16 protein-coding genes are annotated in these 18,289 nt (G+C 52.1%); 6 read left to right on the top strand and 10 right to left on the bottom strand.

All coding sequences use genetic code 11. The features are described 5' to 3' along the window. The first annotated feature begins 375 nt into the window (after positions 1-375). Positions 376-1,677 (top strand): D-amino acid dehydrogenase, encoded by a 1,302-nt coding sequence (locus WH298_RS00485; RefSeq protein ID WP_007889671.1) that lies wholly within the window; start codon positions 376-378, stop codon positions 1,675-1,677. A 21-nt stretch (positions 1,678-1,698) separates the two neighbouring features. Next, positions 1,699-2,769, top strand: coding sequence for a catabolic alanine racemase DadX (dadX, locus tag WH298_RS00480; RefSeq protein WP_180821919.1), 1,071 nt, complete (start codon positions 1,699-1,701; stop codon positions 2,767-2,769). Here dadX and WH298_RS00475 read toward each other — a convergent pair. From WH298_RS00475 to yeaG, 6 genes are all read right to left on the bottom strand, one after another. After that, positions 2,762-3,955 (bottom strand): multidrug effflux MFS transporter, encoded by a 1,194-nt coding sequence (locus WH298_RS00475; RefSeq protein WP_007889674.1) that lies wholly within the window; start codon positions 3,953-3,955, stop codon positions 2,762-2,764. The genes dadX and WH298_RS00475 overlap by 8 nt on opposite strands. Before the next feature lie 114 nt (positions 3,956-4,069). After that, positions 4,070-5,536: an undecaprenyl-phosphate galactose phosphotransferase WbaP gene (gene wbaP / locus WH298_RS00470; RefSeq protein ID WP_049852172.1), complete on the bottom strand. Its 1,467-nt coding sequence runs from the start codon at positions 5,534-5,536 to the stop codon at positions 4,070-4,072. Positions 5,537-5,912: 376 nt separating this feature from the next. After that, positions 5,913-6,146, bottom strand: a complete 234-nt coding sequence (locus WH298_RS00465; protein ID WP_007889678.1) for a DUF1480 family protein — start codon at positions 6,144-6,146, stop codon at positions 5,913-5,915. A 77-nt stretch (positions 6,147-6,223) separates the two neighbouring features. Then, positions 6,224-7,951, bottom strand: coding sequence for a potassium/proton antiporter (locus WH298_RS00460; RefSeq protein WP_007889680.1), 1,728 nt, complete (start codon positions 7,949-7,951; stop codon positions 6,224-6,226). 231 nt (positions 7,952-8,182) lie between these two features. Then, positions 8,183-9,460, bottom strand: a complete 1,278-nt coding sequence (locus WH298_RS00455) for a YeaH/YhbH family protein (protein WP_180821918.1) — start codon at positions 9,458-9,460, stop codon at positions 8,183-8,185. 91 nt (positions 9,461-9,551) lie between these two features. After that, complete coding sequence (yeaG, locus tag WH298_RS00450) at positions 9,552-11,486, bottom strand: protein kinase YeaG (protein WP_007889683.1); 1,935 nt, start codon at positions 11,484-11,486, stop codon at positions 9,552-9,554. A gap of 407 nt (positions 11,487-11,893) precedes the next feature. On the opposite strand from yeaG, the gene WH298_RS00445 reads away from it, so the two are divergent. Together WH298_RS00445 and WH298_RS00440 are read left to right on the top strand one after the other, a co-directional pair. Then, positions 11,894-12,643 carry a MipA/OmpV family protein gene (locus tag WH298_RS00445; protein ID WP_007889686.1) on the top strand — a complete coding sequence of 250 codons (750 nt, stop codon included), beginning with the start codon at positions 11,894-11,896 and terminating at the stop codon, positions 12,641-12,643. An 84-nt stretch (positions 12,644-12,727) separates the two neighbouring features. After that, positions 12,728-13,576, top strand: a complete 849-nt coding sequence (locus WH298_RS00440) for an aldo/keto reductase (RefSeq protein ID WP_180821917.1) — start codon at positions 12,728-12,730, stop codon at positions 13,574-13,576. A 23-nt stretch (positions 13,577-13,599) separates the two neighbouring features. Here the strand turns inward: WH298_RS00440 and WH298_RS00435 are convergent, their stop codons facing one another. Together WH298_RS00435 and gapA are read right to left on the bottom strand one after the other, a co-directional pair. Continuing rightward, on the bottom strand, positions 13,600-14,472 hold the full coding sequence (locus WH298_RS00435; protein WP_180821916.1) for a D-hexose-6-phosphate mutarotase: 873 nt from the start codon (positions 14,470-14,472) through the stop codon (positions 13,600-13,602). A gap of 74 nt (positions 14,473-14,546) precedes the next feature. Continuing rightward, positions 14,547-15,545: a glyceraldehyde-3-phosphate dehydrogenase gene (gene gapA / locus WH298_RS00430; RefSeq protein ID WP_007889697.1), complete on the bottom strand. Its 999-nt coding sequence runs from the start codon at positions 15,543-15,545 to the stop codon at positions 14,547-14,549. A 338-nt stretch (positions 15,546-15,883) separates the two neighbouring features. Between gapA and msrB the strand changes: the two genes are divergently transcribed. Both msrB and WH298_RS00420 read left to right on the top strand, forming a co-directional pair. After that, positions 15,884-16,294: a peptide-methionine (R)-S-oxide reductase MsrB gene (msrB, locus tag WH298_RS00425; RefSeq protein ID WP_007889699.1), complete on the top strand. Its 411-nt coding sequence runs from the start codon at positions 15,884-15,886 to the stop codon at positions 16,292-16,294. Between the two features lie 2 nt (positions 16,295-16,296). Further along, the gene (locus WH298_RS00420) at positions 16,297-16,578 is read left to right on the top strand and encodes a YeaC family protein (protein ID WP_007889700.1); all 282 of its coding nucleotides are present in this window, start codon (positions 16,297-16,299) and stop codon (positions 16,576-16,578) included. A 34-nt stretch (positions 16,579-16,612) separates the two neighbouring features. Here WH298_RS00420 and pncA read toward each other — a convergent pair whose 3' ends face one another. Then, positions 16,613-17,221: a bifunctional nicotinamidase/pyrazinamidase gene (gene pncA, locus WH298_RS00415; protein ID WP_180821915.1), complete on the bottom strand. Its 609-nt coding sequence runs from the start codon at positions 17,219-17,221 to the stop codon at positions 16,613-16,615. A gap of 15 nt (positions 17,222-17,236) precedes the next feature. Next, positions 17,237-18,250, bottom strand: a complete 1,014-nt coding sequence (ansA, locus tag WH298_RS00410; protein WP_180821914.1) for an asparaginase — start codon at positions 18,248-18,250, stop codon at positions 17,237-17,239. Positions 18,251-18,289 lie beyond the last annotated feature (39 nt).

Below are 18,289 nucleotides of genomic sequence, written 5' to 3'. Positions count from 1 at the left end.
TATCCGAAACTGAATCTCAATTGAATTCTTTTGGCAGAAAATCATTCAAAAAGCGTCAGTTAAGCGGATGCTTATGGTAAGTGTTGGTTTTATTTCAATTGTCAGGATAATATTCTGTTTATAAGTGCATTGTATGACTGCGGCGCTTTCTCCTGAAAAAAGGTAAAACCCCTACCTGACGCATAATAAATGGCTGATTAAGCGATTAAAGGCATAAAAAATCCTGATTTTTGATGTGATGCATGATTTCAGTGTGCAGTTAGGTGAAAAACATGTGAAATATGGCGGTCAAATGTAAGATTTGATGGGCGGTGAAATTATTCTGCCCTGGGCTTGGTTAATAGTTAATTATTCTTTTGCTGCGACGAGGGGCTTATGCGCGTAGTAATTCTTGGTAGTGGTGTGGTTGGGGTAGCAAGCGCATGGTATCTGGCACAGGCTGGGCACGAGGTGACGGTCATCGATCGTCAACCCGCAGCGGCGCTGGAAACCAGCGCCGGTAATGCCGGACAGATCTCGCCGGGCTACGCTGCGCCCTGGGCGGCGCCGGGCGTTCCGCTCAAAGCTGTCAAATGGATGTTTCAGCGTCACGCGCCGCTGGCGGTACGTTTGGACGGCAGCAAGTTCCAGCTGGAATGGATGTGGAATATGTTGCGTAACTGCGACATGCAGCACTATCAAGAGAATAAAAGCCGCATGGTACGCATTGCGGAGTACAGCCGCGACTGCCTGAAAACGCTGCGTGCCAGCACCGGTATTGCTTACGAAGGTCGCCAGGGCGGAACGCTGCAACTTTTTCGTACTCAGCAGCAGTTTGCCAGTGCCAGCAAAGATATTGCGGTGCTGCGTGATGCTGGCGTGCCTTATGAGTTACTCGAGGCACATCAACTGAAAAATGTCGAACCAGCATTAGCGGCGACCGCCCACAAGCTTACCGGCGGTTTACGCTTGCCCAACGATGAAACCGGCGATTGCCAGCTGTTCACCCAACGACTGGCAGAGATGGCAGCGGCGGCGGGCGTCACTTTCCGCTACAACACATCGGTCGACCAACTGCTGCGCGAGGGCAACCGCATTTACGGCGTGAAGTGTGGCGAGGAAGTGATTAAAGCCGATGCTTACGTAGTGGCGTTTGGTTCCTATTCCACGGCGTTACTGAAAGATATCCTGGCGATCCCGGTGTACCCGCTGAAAGGCTATTCGTTAACCATTCCGATTAAAAATGCTGATGCTGCACCGGTTTCCACCATTCTTGATGAAACCTACAAAGTGGCGGTGACGCGCTTTGACGATCGCATCCGCGTGGGCGGCATGGCAGAAATTGTTGGTTTTAACACCAAACTGTTGCCGGCACGACGCGAAACGCTGGAGATGGTCGTCCGCGATCTTTATCCTGAAGGCGGATATGTCGAACAGGCCACGTTCTGGACCGGCTTGCGTCCGATGACGCCAGACGGTACGCCGATTGTGGGGCGCACGCCGCTCTCAAATCTCTATCTCAATACCGGTCACGGTACGCTGGGATGGACGATGGCTTGTGGTTCCGGTCAGCTGTTGGCCGATTTAATTTCCGGTCAGAAACCGGCGATTGCCGCAGATGATTTGTCAGTGCTGCGCTACCTGCCGGGTTTTGAGCCACATGCGTCGCCACTGCGTAACGCCAACGCGGCGCGTTGAAACCTCAGGGAGAGTACAAGCATGTCACGTCCAACCGGTGCCACCATCAGTCGCCAGGCACTGCGCCATAATCTGGCCACTGTGCGTCAGGCGGCTCCTCACTCGCACGTCTGGTCAGTGGTGAAAGCCAATGCGTATGGCCACGGCGTGGCCCGCGTGTGGCAAAGCCTCGCCGAAACTGATGGTTTTGCGCTGCTGAATATGGAAGAGGCGATTTTGCTGCGTGAGCAGGGATGGAAAAAACCGATCTTGCTGCTGGAAGGCTTCTTCCATGCCGACGATTTGGTGCTGATCGATCGCTATCGTCTCACCACCAGCGTACACAGTAACTGGCAGATTCAGGCGCTCGCCAAGGCACATCTGTCGGCACCGATCGATGTCTACCTGAAAATCAACAGCGGCATGAATCGGTTAGGTTTTCGGCCTGAACTGGCGCAGGCGGCGTGGCAAAAACTGCGTGCATTGCCTAACGTCGGTGAAATGACGCTGATGGCGCACTTTGCCGATGCCGAAAATCCGCAAGGCATCATTGAGCCGATGAAGCGCGTTGAGCAGGCAGCGGAAGGACTCGGTTGTCCACGCTCCTTGTCGAATTCTGCTGCCACGCTGTGGCATCCGCAAGCGCATTTTGACTGGGTGCGTCCTGGCATCATCCTGTATGGCGCATCGCCGAGCGGTGACTGGCAGGATATCGCCAGCACCGGATTGCAGCCGGTGATGACACTCCACAGCGAGATCATTGGTGTACAGCAATTGAATGCCGGTGATGGTGTCGGTTACGGCTATCGCTATCATGCTGGTGCAGCGCAGCGTATTGGTATCGTTGCCTGTGGTTACGCCGACGGCTATCCACGTCATGCACCCACCGGAACGCCGGTCAGCGTTGATGGCGTGCGCACACAAACGCTGGGCGCGATATCCATGGATATGATGATGATCGATCTGGAACCCTGCCCGCAGGCCGGAATTGGTTCGAAGGTTGAGCTATGGGGGAATCAGGTGAAGATTGATGAAGTGGCAAAAGCTGCCGGAACGGTGGGCTACGAGCTGATGTGTGCGCTTGCGCCACGCGTTCCGGTTGAGGTTATTTAAGCGCGGTCACGCTGCCGTGCATCTTCTTGCTGCAGCGCCAGGCGATCAGAGCCAGCGCTGCACCTGTCAACATCATTAACGCCAGCGATGATTTCTCTGCAACGGGCAGTGCCACGATTGCCATGCTGCCACCTGCGCCACACGCCATCTGAATAAAACCTTGGAGGGCCGCGGCAACACCCGCTTGCTGCTGATAGGGCTCCAGCGCGTAGCTGGTGGCCGGCCCCACCGTGAACGCCAATCCTGCTACCGAAACCGCTACCGGAATCATGTATAGCGCCCAATGATTTTGCCATGCCGCGGGTAGCAGCGTGGTGCCCATCATCAGCAGAATCGCGCCAATCAGCATCGTGGCAAAACCCATCGCCAGGCAGAACGGACGTCCCGCTTTGCGAATCGTTTTATTCACGAAGGCGCTCACCAGCATGATCCAGAAGCCGTTGGCACCAAATGCGAAGGAGAACTGCAGCGGCGTGAGGCCACCTTCGGTCATCAGCACGTGCGGCGCTAGCGAAACATACGTCAGCACCATGCCCAGCGCGCCCGCATTGGCAAAAGCGAAGGCGAGGAAGCGCGGTTCACGCGCGATCGCAGCATACTGCGCTAGCGGTAGACCTTTGACGCGCAGCGTGTCCGCAGGACGCGTTTCCGGCAGCCACAGCAGTACGATCAAACCGATAACCAGCGCATAACCGCACAGGAACCAGAACGGCATACGCCAGCCGTAGGCTTCAGCCAGAATCCCGCCCAGTAGCGGTGCCAGCGCTGGCACGATATTCAGTGCGCCGTTGAGAAAGCCATAGGCGCGCGCGGCATCTTCGCCACTGAGGCGATCGCGCACGCCGCTGAATGCCACCACCGCGGTGCAGCATACGGCACAGCCCTGAATGATCCGTGCGAGGAAGAACACCGGCCAAAGCGTCGCAGTGGCAGCAATCGCGCTGCCGATGATATAAAGCCCCAGGCCGATCAGCGCGATCGGTTTACGGCCAAAGTTATCCACCAACGGTCCGGTGACCAGCTGACCAATGCCCATCACTAACAAAAACAGCGGAATGGTGATCTGGATAAGACTCACCGGGCTGTTCAGTCCATCGGCGATTTGCGGCAGAGTAGGGAGGTAAAGATCAATACCAAGCGGCGCCAGCAGCACCAGGCTTAGCAGAATTAAGGTGAATTTTTGCATTACGAACCGAACGACCTGTTAAACAAGCGGGAAGGGTAATGACTCTGCGGGGAAAAAGAAAGGGATAAAAAAATGCGATGCCTGCCAACGTGCACAGGCACCGCGTCGAGGGTATTAGTAAGCGCCGTCGCGACGTACCACGACACCTGCGGTTTTAAACAGAATGGCGATGTCCGTCCACAGCGCCCAGTTCTTCACGTACCAGGAGTCGAAGTAAACGCGCGTATCGTAGTCGATGTCGTTACGGCCACTAACCTGCCACAGACCGGTCATGCCCGGCTTGGCCATCAGGTAGTAATCAACATCGCCGGCATAGCGCTCCAGTTCCGCTTCAATCACCGGACGTGGACCCACCAGGCTCATTTCGCCGCGAATCACGTTCCACAGCTGTGGCAACTCATCAAGGCTGGTTTTACGCAGGAAGTTACCAATTTTGGTGACGCGCGGGTCGTTTTTCAGTTTGAAATCACGATCCCACTCGGCACGTGCCTCCTCGCTGGTCGCCAGCAGGTTTTGCAGCACTTCCTGCGAGTTAGTGACCATTGAACGGAACTTCAGGCACTTGAACTTCACGCCATCTTGTCCCACGCGTTCATGGCCATAAATCGCATTGCCACCATCGCGTTTCACCATCGCACACAGCAGACCAAACACCGGTCCAAGGAACAGCAGCAGTAGCGAGGCCACCACGATGTCGAAAGTACGTTTCAGGAAGCGGGAAGAGCGTTTCGCCAGGTTATTGCTCACGCGCAAGATCATCACTTCATGACTGAAGATAAATGACATGTCGGTGCCATACAGCGGCACACCACGCAGCGTAGGGATCACGGAAATCGAACGGCACTTCATTTTGGACAGAAACTTCAGCCATTTATCGCGCACCACTTGCTGCTCAAACTCGGTGGCGACGATAAATTGCGTGTTGTCACGGTCCATGGTCTGCCAGTTAATATCTTTCCAGGTAATTACCGGCACGCCGTTCACTTTTTCATGCTGTTGGTCATCATCCAGCGAGATAAAGGCCTGCACGTTATAACCCAGGATCTCTTCACTTTGCAGCGCCGCATAAGCTTCCATCGCATTTTTGCCGGAACCAATGATGATGGTTTCCTTCTGCCATTGGCCCGCGCGGTTGATTGCGCGTTTCACTACCGCGCGCATCAGCGGCAGCAGCAGCAGGGCGTAGGTCCAGCTAAATACCCAAACCATGCGCGAGAAGTCCCATTTCGAGAAGGCAATCAGCGCCAGATCGAGCAGAGAGAAGACGAACAGCGTCTTGATGACTTCTTTCAATTCAAACCAAAACGGCTTGCGGTAAGTGTAGTGACGCATGCGTACCCAGAACCAGGCGGTACAAAGCACCGAAAGGCCTAATTGGGCAATAAACCGGTATTCAATCTGCTGTGGCGGAATAAAGGTATCCAGTTCGCCCCAAATACCTTGAACGGTAGCGGCAGATAAAAACAATGCCAGATTTAACGCAATTAAATCCGATAAGCTAAGTGCGACTTTTGCGATGAGATTTTTGCGCAGTCCGCTCCACGAGCGGGTTGCGCTATTCATTATCAAAGTACTTGCCATAAAACCTGCTCTCTTTTCTTAAGTAAAAGATGGCCTGACCAGAATCAAGTACGCGCTCAGGAGTGGTCCGCTGAAAAGCAGAAAAAATAATATTTTCAGCGAGATATAAGTCAGTGCTGCCATAAGCGCTGCAAGGAAAGGGCCGTTTGAGACGTGATGCACGTCACGAAAAGCTGCAGCAACGTTTAAGAGTATGCAGGAGTTATTTGACAGAGTTAATATGGAAATAGTCTGAAAAGGAAATAAATGACTAAAGAAATAATTGGATAATCGTTTGAAATATAAGGTTAAAAGTAAAATAAACTGCAATATGGCGCTTCATTTTAAGACAACTTTTCGGAATGACCGCCATTGGCTCAATGGCGGTGAGAAACGATCAGGCAGGTTTTTTTAGGACCCACAGGTCCTGCTGTTTATCATAATGTCCGATTTGCAGATCGACCGCCTCGCCATCAATCCACGCCGGTACACTGGTTTCCACATCCCAGCCGTCGAGTTGGTCACTCAGGCCGGGATTGGTGTGGCAGGGAATACTCACAGTATCGACATTGTCAGTATTGAACTCTGCATCAACAATTTCATAACGACCAATCTTCACCACGTGTCCCATAACATTCTCCCGTATTTGCTGGGCTGAGTAGTGAGCATAGTCGTTCACACGCCTTTTACGAGCGGTAAAGACTCGGATTATTCCTTGTCTTCACTCACGCGCACGCCAATTTTCACGATTTGATTGTCCTCTTTTTCGGCTACTGTCCAGGTGAGTTGATTCCATTCCACCTGATCGCCGACCACCGGCGTGCTGCCTAACAGGCTCATCACCAGCTGACCCAGCGATTGCTGATCGTTGGTCTGCTCATCCAGTTCCAGCCCGTAAATTTGGGCGACATCGCGCAGGCGCGCCTCGGCATCAAGAATAAAGTCGCCGAAGAAGCGCTGATCAAGCGATACCGGAGGCGACTGGCTGAACATCTTGCCTAACGCCGGCAAATCGCGCTCGCGCCCGATGACGCACAGTACATCGCCTTCTTTAAGACGCGTATTGCCGTTCGGATGCATCAACGCGTTATCGCGGAACAGCGCGGCGATGCGGGTTTCACGCGGCATCTGTAAATCGCGCAGCGCGGCGCCGACGCACCACTTATCAGCGCTCAGTTGATAGATGAACTGCTCCCACGGATTTTCCGGATGGATATCCAGCCCAACGCGACTGATTGGCGAGGCGGTCGGCGGCACCACCACTTTGGCGCGTTTGGCGGCATAACCGAGCGAGGTGCCCTGCAGCATCAGCGAGACTAATACCACAAAGAACGCGATATTAAAGTAGAGCTTGGCGTTTTCCAGCCCAGCCATCATCGGGAAAACGGCGAGGATGATCGGCACCGCGCCACGCAGGCCGACCCAACTAATAAAGATGCGTTCGCGCCCGGTGAAGCCTTTAAAAGGTAACAGGCCAACGAGGATGGAAAGCGGGCGAGCCACCAAAATCAACCATAGTGACAGAATCATCGCTGGCACCGCGATGTGCCAGAGATCGGACGGCGTTACCAGCAACCCCAACACGATGAACATGCCGATTTGGCTCAGCCAGGCCATGCCGTCAAAGGTTTGCAGGATGCCGTGGCGGTTACGAATGGGGCTATTACCCAACAGGAAACCGCAGAGATAGACCGCCAGGATGCCGCTGCCTTCCATTACTGTGGTGAGGGCAAATACGATGATGCCGCCGCTTACTGCCAGCAGCGGATACAAACCCTGCGCAAGGTTAATGCGGTTAATCAGCTGCTGTAGCGCCCAGCCGCCGCCGAGGCCTAACACAATGCCCAGACCAAACTGCTGAACCAGATGAACCACGAACATCCAGCTTAATCCAGACTGGCCTTGCTGAATCATGTCGATCAGCGTGATGGTAAGAAACACCGCCATGGGATCGTTACTGCCGGATTCGATCTCCAGCGTTGAGCTAACACGTTCATTCAGGCCTTTATCGCCCAGCAGTGAAAACACCGCCGCGGCATCGGTGGAACCGATAATCGCGCCAATCAGAAAGCCCTGCATCAGGTCGAGTTTGAATAACCAGGCTGCAGCGACGCCGGTTAATCCGGCGGTGATCATTACGCCGACTGTCGCCAGCGATAGCGCTGGACCGAGCGCCACTTTCAGTGAGGACGCTTTAGTCCGCATGCCGCCATCCAGCAGGATAATGGCTAACGCGAGGTTAGAGACCAGATAGGCAACCGGATAGTTATCGAACGCGATGCCACCAATGCCGTCAATGCCGGCCAACATGCCGAGAGCAAGGAAGATCACCAGAATAGGAATGCCAAGGCGGGATGAAAAGGAACTGAGCAAAATACTTGCTGCTACCAGCACGGACCCAATAATGAACAAACTGTAAATCATGCTGGCATTCAACGGCATTCTCCTGCGGCGGGAACAAAAAAGACAAACTGCGGGGGATTCACACAGACAAGGTGAAAAGATAATGCCTTATCAATAGCTTGTCAGCGCTTAATTGCACATTTTTTCATTCTGTGGGGCCGTATCCCATATAAGGCTACATTTGTATGAAAATTCAACAGGAATTGGCAAGGATTGAGGTTTGCTGCTGGTAAGAAAAAGCCGGTCAGTGACCGGCTTATACATTCAGGCTTCAGCCGCCTGTTTGTGGAAAAGCTCTCTAAATACCGGATAGATATCTTCTGGCTCACGAATATGCTGGATTGCAAAGTTATCAAACATCGCCTGCAGGTGTTCATACTCGCGCCACAAGGTCTGATGGGCGCGGCGCGTAATTTCAATGTAGCTGTAATAACGCACAACCGGCAGAATATGCTTGGCTAAAATCTCGTGACAGAGTGGGGAATCATCGGCCCAGTTGTCACCGTCTGAGGCTTGCGCCGCATAAATGTTCCACTGCGCCGGGTCATATCGCTCTTTTACCACTTCATCCATCAGCTTGAGGGCACTGGATACAATAGTGCCACCCGTTTCCTGCGAGTAGAAGAACTCCTGTTCATCCACTTCTTTCGCCTGGGTGTGATGGCGAATGTAAACCACATCAACGTTCTTATAGGTGCGGCTCAGGAACAGATACAGCAGGATATAGAAGCGCTTCGCCATATCTTTAGTGGCTTGATCCATCGAACCTGACACGTCCATCAAACAGAACATCACGGCCTGGCTGGACGGTTCTGGCCGCTTCTCGAAGTTTTTGTAGCGCAGATCAAAAGTATCGATAAACGGCACACGCTCAATGCGCGCGCGCAACTCAGCGATCTCTTTACGTAGGCGTTCTTCTTCCAGCAACTGAGCTGGTTCACTGTTTTCTACTTCCGTCAGCGTCGCTTCCAGCTCGCTTAACATACGGCGTTTACCCGCCGTCATCGCTGTACGCCGCGCCAGCGAGTTCTGTAGCGAACGCACCACGCTGATGTTAGCCGGCGTACCGTTTGAGGTGTAGCCAGCGCGATGGGTTTTGTACTCGTTTAACTGACGATGCTGATTCTTACGCAGGTTCGGCAACGCCAAATCTTCGAACAGCAGATCGAGATATTCATCTTTTGAGATCTGAAAGACGAATTCATCCTGACCATCACCGTCCTGGCTCGCATTCCCCTGGCCGCTGCCACCGCCGCTACCGCCACCTTGTGGGCGCTCAATGCGGTCGTTTTGTACGAAGTGATCGTTCCCGGGGTGAACGCGATGGCGATTGCCGCCGCGGCCCTGGTGGAAACTCGGCTCATTGATATCGTCAATTGGAATCGAGACCGATTCGCCGCTCTCGACATCGGTCACCGAACGCTTATTGATGGCCTCGGAGATCGACTGCTTGATTTGCGACTTATAACGGCGCAGAAAGCGCTGCCGATTGACGGCGCTTTTATTCTTACCGTTGAGACGCCGATCGATAAAATAGGCCATAAAACTCCCCCAAGCTGCATTGTAAGCTTAGGCCGGGATCACCCGGCCTCCTGTTGCAGCACTCAAGCGCTGCGTCGCTTACAGGTAACGATTATGACGACTTACGCACGCGCAGATACCACTCACACAGCAGGCGTACTTGCTTGCGGGTATAGCCTTTTTCCATCATGCGATCGACAAAATCGTCGTGTTTTTTCTGCTCGTCCGTTGAGGTTTTGGTATTGAACGAAATGACTGGCAGCAACTCTTCGGTGTTGGAGAACATTTTCTTCTCGATGACCGTGCGCAGTTTTTCGTAGCTGGTCCAGTTCGGGTTGCGACCACTATTTTGCGCACGGGCACGCAGCACAAAGTTCACAATCTCGTTGCGGAAATCTTTTGGGTTACTGATCCCGGCAGGTTTCTCGATCTTTTCCAGTTCGGCGTTCAGCGATTCACGGTCAAACAGTTGTCCGGTGTCGGGATCACGATATTCCTGATCCTGAATCCAGAAATCGGCATAGGTGACGTAGCGATCAAAGATGTTCTGCCCGTATTCAGAGTATGACTCCAGATACGCGGTTTGAATCTCTTTACCGATGAACTCTGCGTATTTCGGAATCAGATAGCCTTTAAGATGCTCCAGATACTTCTCGGCTTGATCCTGTGGGAACTGCTCACGTTCGATTTGCTGCTCCAGCACGTAAAACAGATGTACCGGGTTGGCCGCCACTTCAGCATGATCAAAGTTAAACACGCGCGACAGAATTTTGAAGGCGAAGCGAGTGGAGAGGCCGTTCATGCCTTCATCAACGCCGGCGTAATCGTGATACTCCTGCCAGGATTTCGCTTTTGGATCGGTATCTTTCAGGCTCTCACCATCATAGACGCGCATTTTCGAGTAAATGCTGGAGTTTTCCGGCTCTTTCAGGCGTGACAGAATGGAGAACCTGGCCAATGTTTCCAACGTACCCGGTGCACATGGCGCGGTGGTCAATTCACTGTGATCCAACAGTTTGTTGTAAATCTTGATCTCTTCGGAAACGCGTAAGCAATAGGGCACTTTGACGATGTAGACACGGTCAAGGAACGCCTCATTATTTTTGTTGTTCCGGAAGGTGACCCATTCTGATTCATTGGAGTGCGCCAGAATGATACCGTTAAACGGCAGGGCAGAGATGCCTTCAGTACCGTTGTAGTTACCTTCCTGTGTCGCGGTCAACAGGGGATGAAGCACTTTAATAGGTGCTTTGAACATCTCAACGAACTCCATCACACCCTGGTTAGCACGGCACAATGCACCGGAGTAGCCATAAGCATCAGGATCATTTTGCGCATGGTTTTCCAGTTTACGGATATCCACTTTACCGACCAGCGCGGAGATATCCTGGTTGTTCTCATCACCTGGTTCAGTTTTGGCAATGGCAACCTGTTCAAGAATCGATGGCCACACTTTAACGACTTTGAAGCGGGTAATATCGCCGCCAAACTCATGCAGGCGTTTTGCCGCCCACGGCGACATGATAGTGCCGAGATAACGCCGCGGAACGCCATACTCTTTTTCCAGAATATTGGCGTCTTCCTGCGGGTTAAACAGGCAGAGTGGATGATCGTTTACCGGGCTGCGCTCGCCGTCGGCGCTCAGCACATAAATAGGAACGCGCTGCATCAGTGCTTTCAGGCGTTCAGCCAGCGAAGATTTACCGCCGCCCACTGGACCCAGTAAATAGAGAATTTGTTTCTTCTCTTCTAAACCCTGCGCGGCATGTTTCAGGTAAGAGACGATTTGCTCAATCGCCTCCTCCATACCGTAAAACTCTTCAAAGGCAGGGTAGCGTCCCATGACGCGGTTGGAGAAAATTCTGGAAAGGCGTGGCTCTTGCGCAGTGTCAACCATCACCGGCTCACCGATGGCCATTAATAGTCGCTCGGCAGCGTTGGCGTATGCACTGCGATCCTGTTTACAGATGGCGAGGAATTCCTGCAATGTGAACTCTTCGTCCTTGGCAGCTTCATAACGCTGACGATAGTGATCGAATATATTCATAGCGATGCCCGTCCTTTCGTTTTTAGCACAGGTAAAGGAGCGTAATAAAATTGTCTAGCTGCTCCCGGAAGATATTCTTTAATGAGTACAGCAACCCTTATGCCAACCTGACGTTTTTTTATCGGGATACACAATTCTTTTGGTTACTCTGCTCGTACAAAAAGTCTCGTCTTACATTTAACTGTAGAAGGCATTCAGAAAACCTGCTGCCACTTTTCTCCTTATTCAGCGATATATCAATAACAAAGTCTCATAAGCACTGAGGCTTTCAGCCTAAGCAGGTAGGGCAACCAGGCGCCTCAGATAATTCTGTTGCGCGGTTGCTAGAGCATCATTAAACGTTAACCGATGGCAAAAATTTGGTTAGACTCTGCGTGTGATTGTTATATTAATGGACTGAACAAATTGTGAACCAATTCAAACTTAAAGCGCTTGCTGTTGCTATTCCTTGTTATTTTGCGGCGTTCGGCACTCATGCAGAACCCTTATCTCTCGGTGCTTCGGTCATTTATGCACAGTCACCTTATCGTGGTGGCCAAGACCGTTACCTGCCGATCCCAGTGATTAATTACGAAGGTGAAAATTTCTGGTTCCGCAGCCTGCAGGGTGGCTATTACCTGTGGAAAGACCCACAGAATCAGCTGTCGCTGACTGTGCTGGGATCGCCACAAAAGTACGATCCTAAAGATAACGATTTGGGTGATATGAAGGGGCTGGATAAGCGCCGTATGACGCTGATGGCGGGTGCCAGCTATCGTCATGTCGCCGACTGGGGCATTGTGCGCACCTCATTGCTTGGCGATGTGCTTAATAACAGCAATGGCATGCTCTGGGATATCACTTATTTATATCGCTTTGATTTCGGTGCGTTCAGCCTGACACCGGGTATTGGCGCGCTGTGGAACAGTGCCAATCAGAACCGCTACTATTATGGTGTTTCTTCACATGAAAGCGCGCGTACCGGTATTTCTGAATACCACCCAGATGATAGCTGGTCGCCGTATGTCGAGATGAATGCCAGCTATAAAATCAGCGACAGCTGGAACGCCAGTTTGTCAGGACGCTATACGCGTTTCGACAGCGAAATTAAAGACAGTCCAATGGTCGATAAAGATGGCCAGTTCACACTCTGGACTGGCGTAAGTTATAGCTTCTAAAAACTAAAATTAACGCCTCGTATTGAGGCGTTTTTTTTACATTGCACGTTTAGCGAGCCCCAATTTAGCGCAGCCGGAGGAGTAATGAAGACCATTAAATTTTACGGTGAATCTGCCTTACCCGCTATCGGCCAGGGCACCTGGTATATGGGCGAAAACGCCGCGCAGCGCGGTCAGGAAGTGGCGGCATTACAGGCCGGGCTCGACCACGGCTTAAAAGTCATTGATACCGCCGAAATGTATGCCGAAGGTGGCGCGGAAGACGTTGTAGGAGAAGCGCTGCGTGGACGTCGCGATCAAGCCTGGCTAGTGTCCAAAGTCTATCCCTGGAACGCCGGTGAAGTTGACGCGTTTGAGGCCTGTGAGCGCAGTTTGCGCCGCCTGCAAACCGATTATCTGGATCTGTATCTTCTCCACTGGCGCGGCAATGTGCCTTTAGAAGAGACCATTCGCGCGATGCAGTCTTTACAGCAGCAGGGCAAAATCCGCCACTGGGGCGTATCGAATTTTGACCATGACGATATGCTTGAACTGTGGAATGAACCGGGCGGCAATGCTTGTGTAACCAATCAAGTGCTCTACCATTTGGCCTCACGTGGCATTGAGTATGATTTGTTGCCGCTGTGTCAGCAACGCGAGGTGCCAGTCATGGCTTATTGCCCTCTGGCGCAAGCCGGCCGACTGCGGCAGGCATTATTTGAAGATGTGCAATTGCAGCAGATTGCACAACAGAAGGGCATCAGCGTAGCGCAAGTTATGCTGGCCTGGGTGATTCGACAGAAAGGGGTTTTAGCCATTCCTAAAGCCAGCAGCGTAGCCCACGTACAGCAGAATGCCGCGGCGTTAACCATCGATTTAACTCTCGAAGAGCTCGCCATAATTGATCGCGCATTCCCTGCGCCGCAGCATAAAACCGCACTGGATGTGGTTTAGCGGCGCTAACGCGCCGCATCATCTTATTTGTTAACGACGCGAATCGTGGTGCCGAGGCGAGCAGGTGATTCGCCAGCGCTCTTAAGCGGCTTATTAATACGCGCGGTTTCGACGCAAACCATGGTCTTATAGCCTTCATTGGGCATATCGCCCATGCTGCAAGACAATTCAGGCCCTGGGTTCCACGTGACAACGTCACTTTGATAGTGATGGTAGACTTCGATCTGGCGTCTGCCGCCTCTGTCATGAATGACGCTACAATCATCAGCAGCGGTGTGGATACGATCCACACGGTTCGGGTAAGTCTGTTTACCCTCCGATGCGCCAATGGCGTTATCGTTAACCTTATCGATATAGCTATTGCCTAAACCACTGACTTCAACTTGTGCGATATCGGCAATATGGAAATAGCTGTGGAGGGCTGCCGTGGATTCATAATCGCCGTAGGCTTCAAGCTCGATTTCACAATGCTCAGCGATACGGAAACGGGCAAGTAAGGTGAAATCATGCGGCCACAGCTTTTTAGTTTGTGCATTGCTTTCCAGTGTAAAGGTGAGCAATACCGCATCTTCGTTTTCATCATGAGCAGTTAGCGTCCACGGCATATTGCGTGCAAAACCGTGCGCTGGTTCGCCCGCTGGGCCAAACCATGGCCAGCAAATTGGCACGCCACCGCGAATGGCTTTACCGCTAGTAAATGATGTCTTTTCACTGAGCCATATCACCGGCTGTTGTCCGCTGGGCTGCCATGACAGAAGGTGGGCGCCCTGTAACGCAATCGCGGCGCGTACTTTAGGATGGCCGATCACCACAATCGGTAAATCACCTTGCTGCCGTTGTGACAGATAAGGGGTGATTTGATTGACTACCGGCAGGGTATAAAGCGTATCTTGCATGGTCAGACCTTCTCATTATTCAGTCGAAAAAAAGGGGCGACCGAAGTCACCCCTTATCTGTTTCACAGATTAGCTTACTTAGAAGCTACCAGTGCAATCAGGTCCAGAACTTTGTGTGAGTAACCGGTTTCGTTATCGTACCAGGAAACCAATTTCACGAAGTTGTCGTTCAGAGCGATACCTGCTTTAGCATCGAATACTGAAGTCAGGGTTTCGCCGTTGAAGTCGGTAGAAACGACGTCGTCTTCGATATAGCCCAGCACGCCTTTCATTTTGCCTTCTGACTCAGCTTTGATCACTGCACAAATTTCTTTGTAAGTGGCTGGTTTTTCCAGGCGAACAGTCAGGTCAACAACAGAAACGTTCGGAGTAGGAACGCGGAACGCCATACCAGTCAGTTTGCCATTCAGTTCTGGCAGAACAACGCCAACTGCTTTAGCTGCACCGGTAGAAGATGGGATGATGTTCTGAGCTGCGCCGCGGCCGCCGCGCCAGTCTTTGTGAGACGGGCCATCAACGGTTTTCTGAGTTGCGGTGGTAGCGTGCACAGTGGTCATCAGGCCTTCAACAATACCGAAGTTGTCGTTGATGACTTTAGCCAGTGGTGCCAGGCAGTTAGTGGTGCAAGACGCGTTAGAAACGATGTCCTGGCCAGCATACTTGTCAAAGTTAGCGCCACGAACAAACATTGGGGTGCTGTCTTTAGATGGACCAGTCAGAACCACTTTCTTCGCGCCAGCCGTGATGTGTTTACGTGCAGTTTCGTCGGTCAGGAAGATACCGGTCGCTTCAGCAACAACGTCAACACCCACTTCGTCCCATTTCAGGTTAGCCGGGTCTTTCTCAGCGGTAACACGGATTTTCTTACCGTTAACAATCAGTGCACCGTCTTTCACTTCTACAGTGCCGTCAAAACGACCGTGAGTAGAGTCATACTTCAGCATGTAAGCCATGTAATCGGCGTCCAACAGATCGTTGATCGCGACGATTTCAATGTCAGAACGCTGCTGCGCAGCACGGAAAACGATGCGACCGATACGGCCAAAACCGTTGATACCTACTTTGATAGTCATATATTCCACCAGCTATTTGTTAGTGAATAAAAGGTTGGCTGTAAAATTACAAAAACCTTACCAGGCGTCAAGCGGAATCGTGTCAATTGTTGCGACAGGTCAATTCCAACGCCAGGAATAATTCGTTGCGCAATCGCTTACGCAGCACCCTTATTGCGCGCCTATGTTACGCCGAATGCGGGCTGAAAAGGGATGACTTTTGCAAAGGGTGATCACCATCACAAAATCGAGCTATGGCAGAAGGGTCGGATGCGTTAGCACGAAATAAGACCCGATAGATGTTGTACGTTTGTTAGAATACTAGTCGATTTTTTCAGAATGACACTCCGGAACTCAAAATGGCTAAAGACACCGCACCCGACGCAAAAATCGCACAGCTTTCAGAAATGCAGCGCTATGTCACTCAGCATCGTGGAACGGAGCCCCCTTTCTCGGGCGCCTTGCTGCACAACAAACAGGACGGTATCTACCACTGCTTAGTCTGTAACTCACCCCTGTTTCTGTCTGAAACGAAATATGATTCAGGTTGCGGCTGGCCAAGCTTCTATCAACCCTTCAATGACGACGCGATCCGTTATCTGGAGGATGATTCACACGGTATGCATCGGGTGGAAATTCGTTGTGGCAACTGTGATGCCCATCTTGGCCATGTTTTCCCGGACGGCCCACAACCGAGCGGTGAGCGTTACTGCGTGAACTCCGCTTCGCTGAACTTCACTGATGAGCAGGGCAATCAGCAAGAGGGCTAAGTATGAAACAGGAACTGGAAGCGATGCTGGCGGCAATGACGCCGGAAGTGTATGAGCGATTGTCTACGGCAGTTGAAACCGGTAAATGGCCGGATGGCGTCGCCCTGACGCAAGAGCAGAAGGATAATTGCCTGCAGCTGGTCATGTTGTGGCAGGCGCGCCACAATGACGATCCACAGCATATGACCATCAGCAAAGGTGGGGATATGGTGATGAAGTCGAAAAAACAGCTGAAAGAAGAGTTCGGTATCGAGCCCGATGTCACGCGCATCAACCTGCACTAAAAGCAAAAGGGCTGGTTGCTGCCAGCCCTCATTTTCAGATTAATACCGCGCCTTGCGCTGCCATCTGTGCGAACGCAATGTCGCTATCATCCGGATTCAGGTTCACGCCGCGGCAGCCCTCTTTGACGACCTCAACGTTATAGCCCAGTTCTAACGCATCCAGCACGCTGTACTTGACGCAGTAATCGGTCGCAATGCCCAACATCACTAAATCGCTGATACCACGCTCGCGCAGCCAGCTATCGAGTTCAGTTTTACGGCGGTGGCCATTATCAAAGAAGGCACTGTAGCTATCCACCTCGACATCGCCGCCCTTATGGAACACGGCATCGATCAAAGATCGATCGAGGTCAGGGTGGAAATCCGCACCGACAGAGTTTTCAATACCATGATCGGGCCACCAAATCTGCGCTAAACCGTTTAATTCACCCAAGGTATAAACCGGTTCGCCGGAGATTGAGGCGAAGCTGCCGTGATTGGCGGGATGCCAGTCCTGCAAAGCCACCACGCACTCGCCGCGCTCGTGAAACTCACGCGCGAAACGGTTGGCCACGGCCACCGTTTGGTCGCCATCACGAACCGCCATTGGGCCGCCGGGGCAAAAGTCGTTCTGAATATCGATAATTATCAATGCCCGCTTCATTACTTTCGCTCCGTATCAATCTTCGGTCAGTTCGCCGCGTAAATTTTGCTGCATTTTGGCACGAATTTCCGCGCTGGTAAGGTCCTGACTCAATAAAAAGTGCAGTTTTGTTAATGTTGCCTCAACGGTAAGATCAAAACCGCTGATCACCCCAGCGTGTTCCAGGGCATTTCCCGTAGCGTAGCCGCCCATATTCACCTTGCCGGACATACACTGCGTTAGATTAACCACCACAATGCCGCGATCGCTGGCTTGCTGTAGCTCAGAGAGGAACTCGGCATTCTGCGGCGCATTACCCACGCCATAAGATCGCAGAATCAATGCCTTTACCGGTTGACGCAGGAAGTTACGCACTACGTCAGCGGAAATACCCGGATAGATCGTCACAACACCAATGGGCTGCGGCGTAATCGGATGCACAATCAGCGCGCCTTTACCTTGTGGTGCCGGCGGAGTATTCAGCAGACGAATGTGAATTCCAGCTTCGAGTAGCGGTGATAGATTCGGGGAAGCGAAGGCATTAAAGCCATCAGCGTGTGCCTTGGTGGTACGATTGCCACGGAACAGCGTGTTGTTGAAGAACAGGGCGACTTCACTGATTGGATAATTCGCTGCGACGTACAGCGAGTTCAGCAGATTTTGCTGTCCATCGGAACGCAGCTCCGCCAGTGGAATTTGCGAACCGGTAACGATGACCGGCTTAGCGAGGTTTTCCAGCATAAATGAGAGCGCCGAAGCGGTGAACGCCATGGTATCGGTGCCATGCAAAATGACAAAACCGTCATAAAGGTCGTAGTTTTGCTGAATATCATTAGCAATCGATTGCCAATCCTGCGGCGTCATGTCCGAGGAGTCCATCAGCGGCTGATATTCATGGATAGTAAAATCGGGCATTTCAGGCCGGTGGAATTCGGGCATGTTTGCCAGCTGCTGCTGTAAATGACCGGAGACCGGAATGTAGCCCTGCGCAGAGCGCTGCATCCCGATGGTGCCGCCTGTGTAGGCTACATAGATATTTTTCTTTTGCATGATGAAACTCAGACTTGCCGTAAAGCGCGCAGTATAAGG

This window comes from Pantoea nemavictus (genome assembly GCF_037479095.1).
Taxonomy (GTDB): Bacteria; Pseudomonadota; Gammaproteobacteria; order Enterobacterales; family Enterobacteriaceae; genus Pantoea; species Pantoea nemavictus.
Note: the sequence above shows the minus strand (reverse complement) of the source record. Positions and strands in the feature narration are given on the sequence as shown.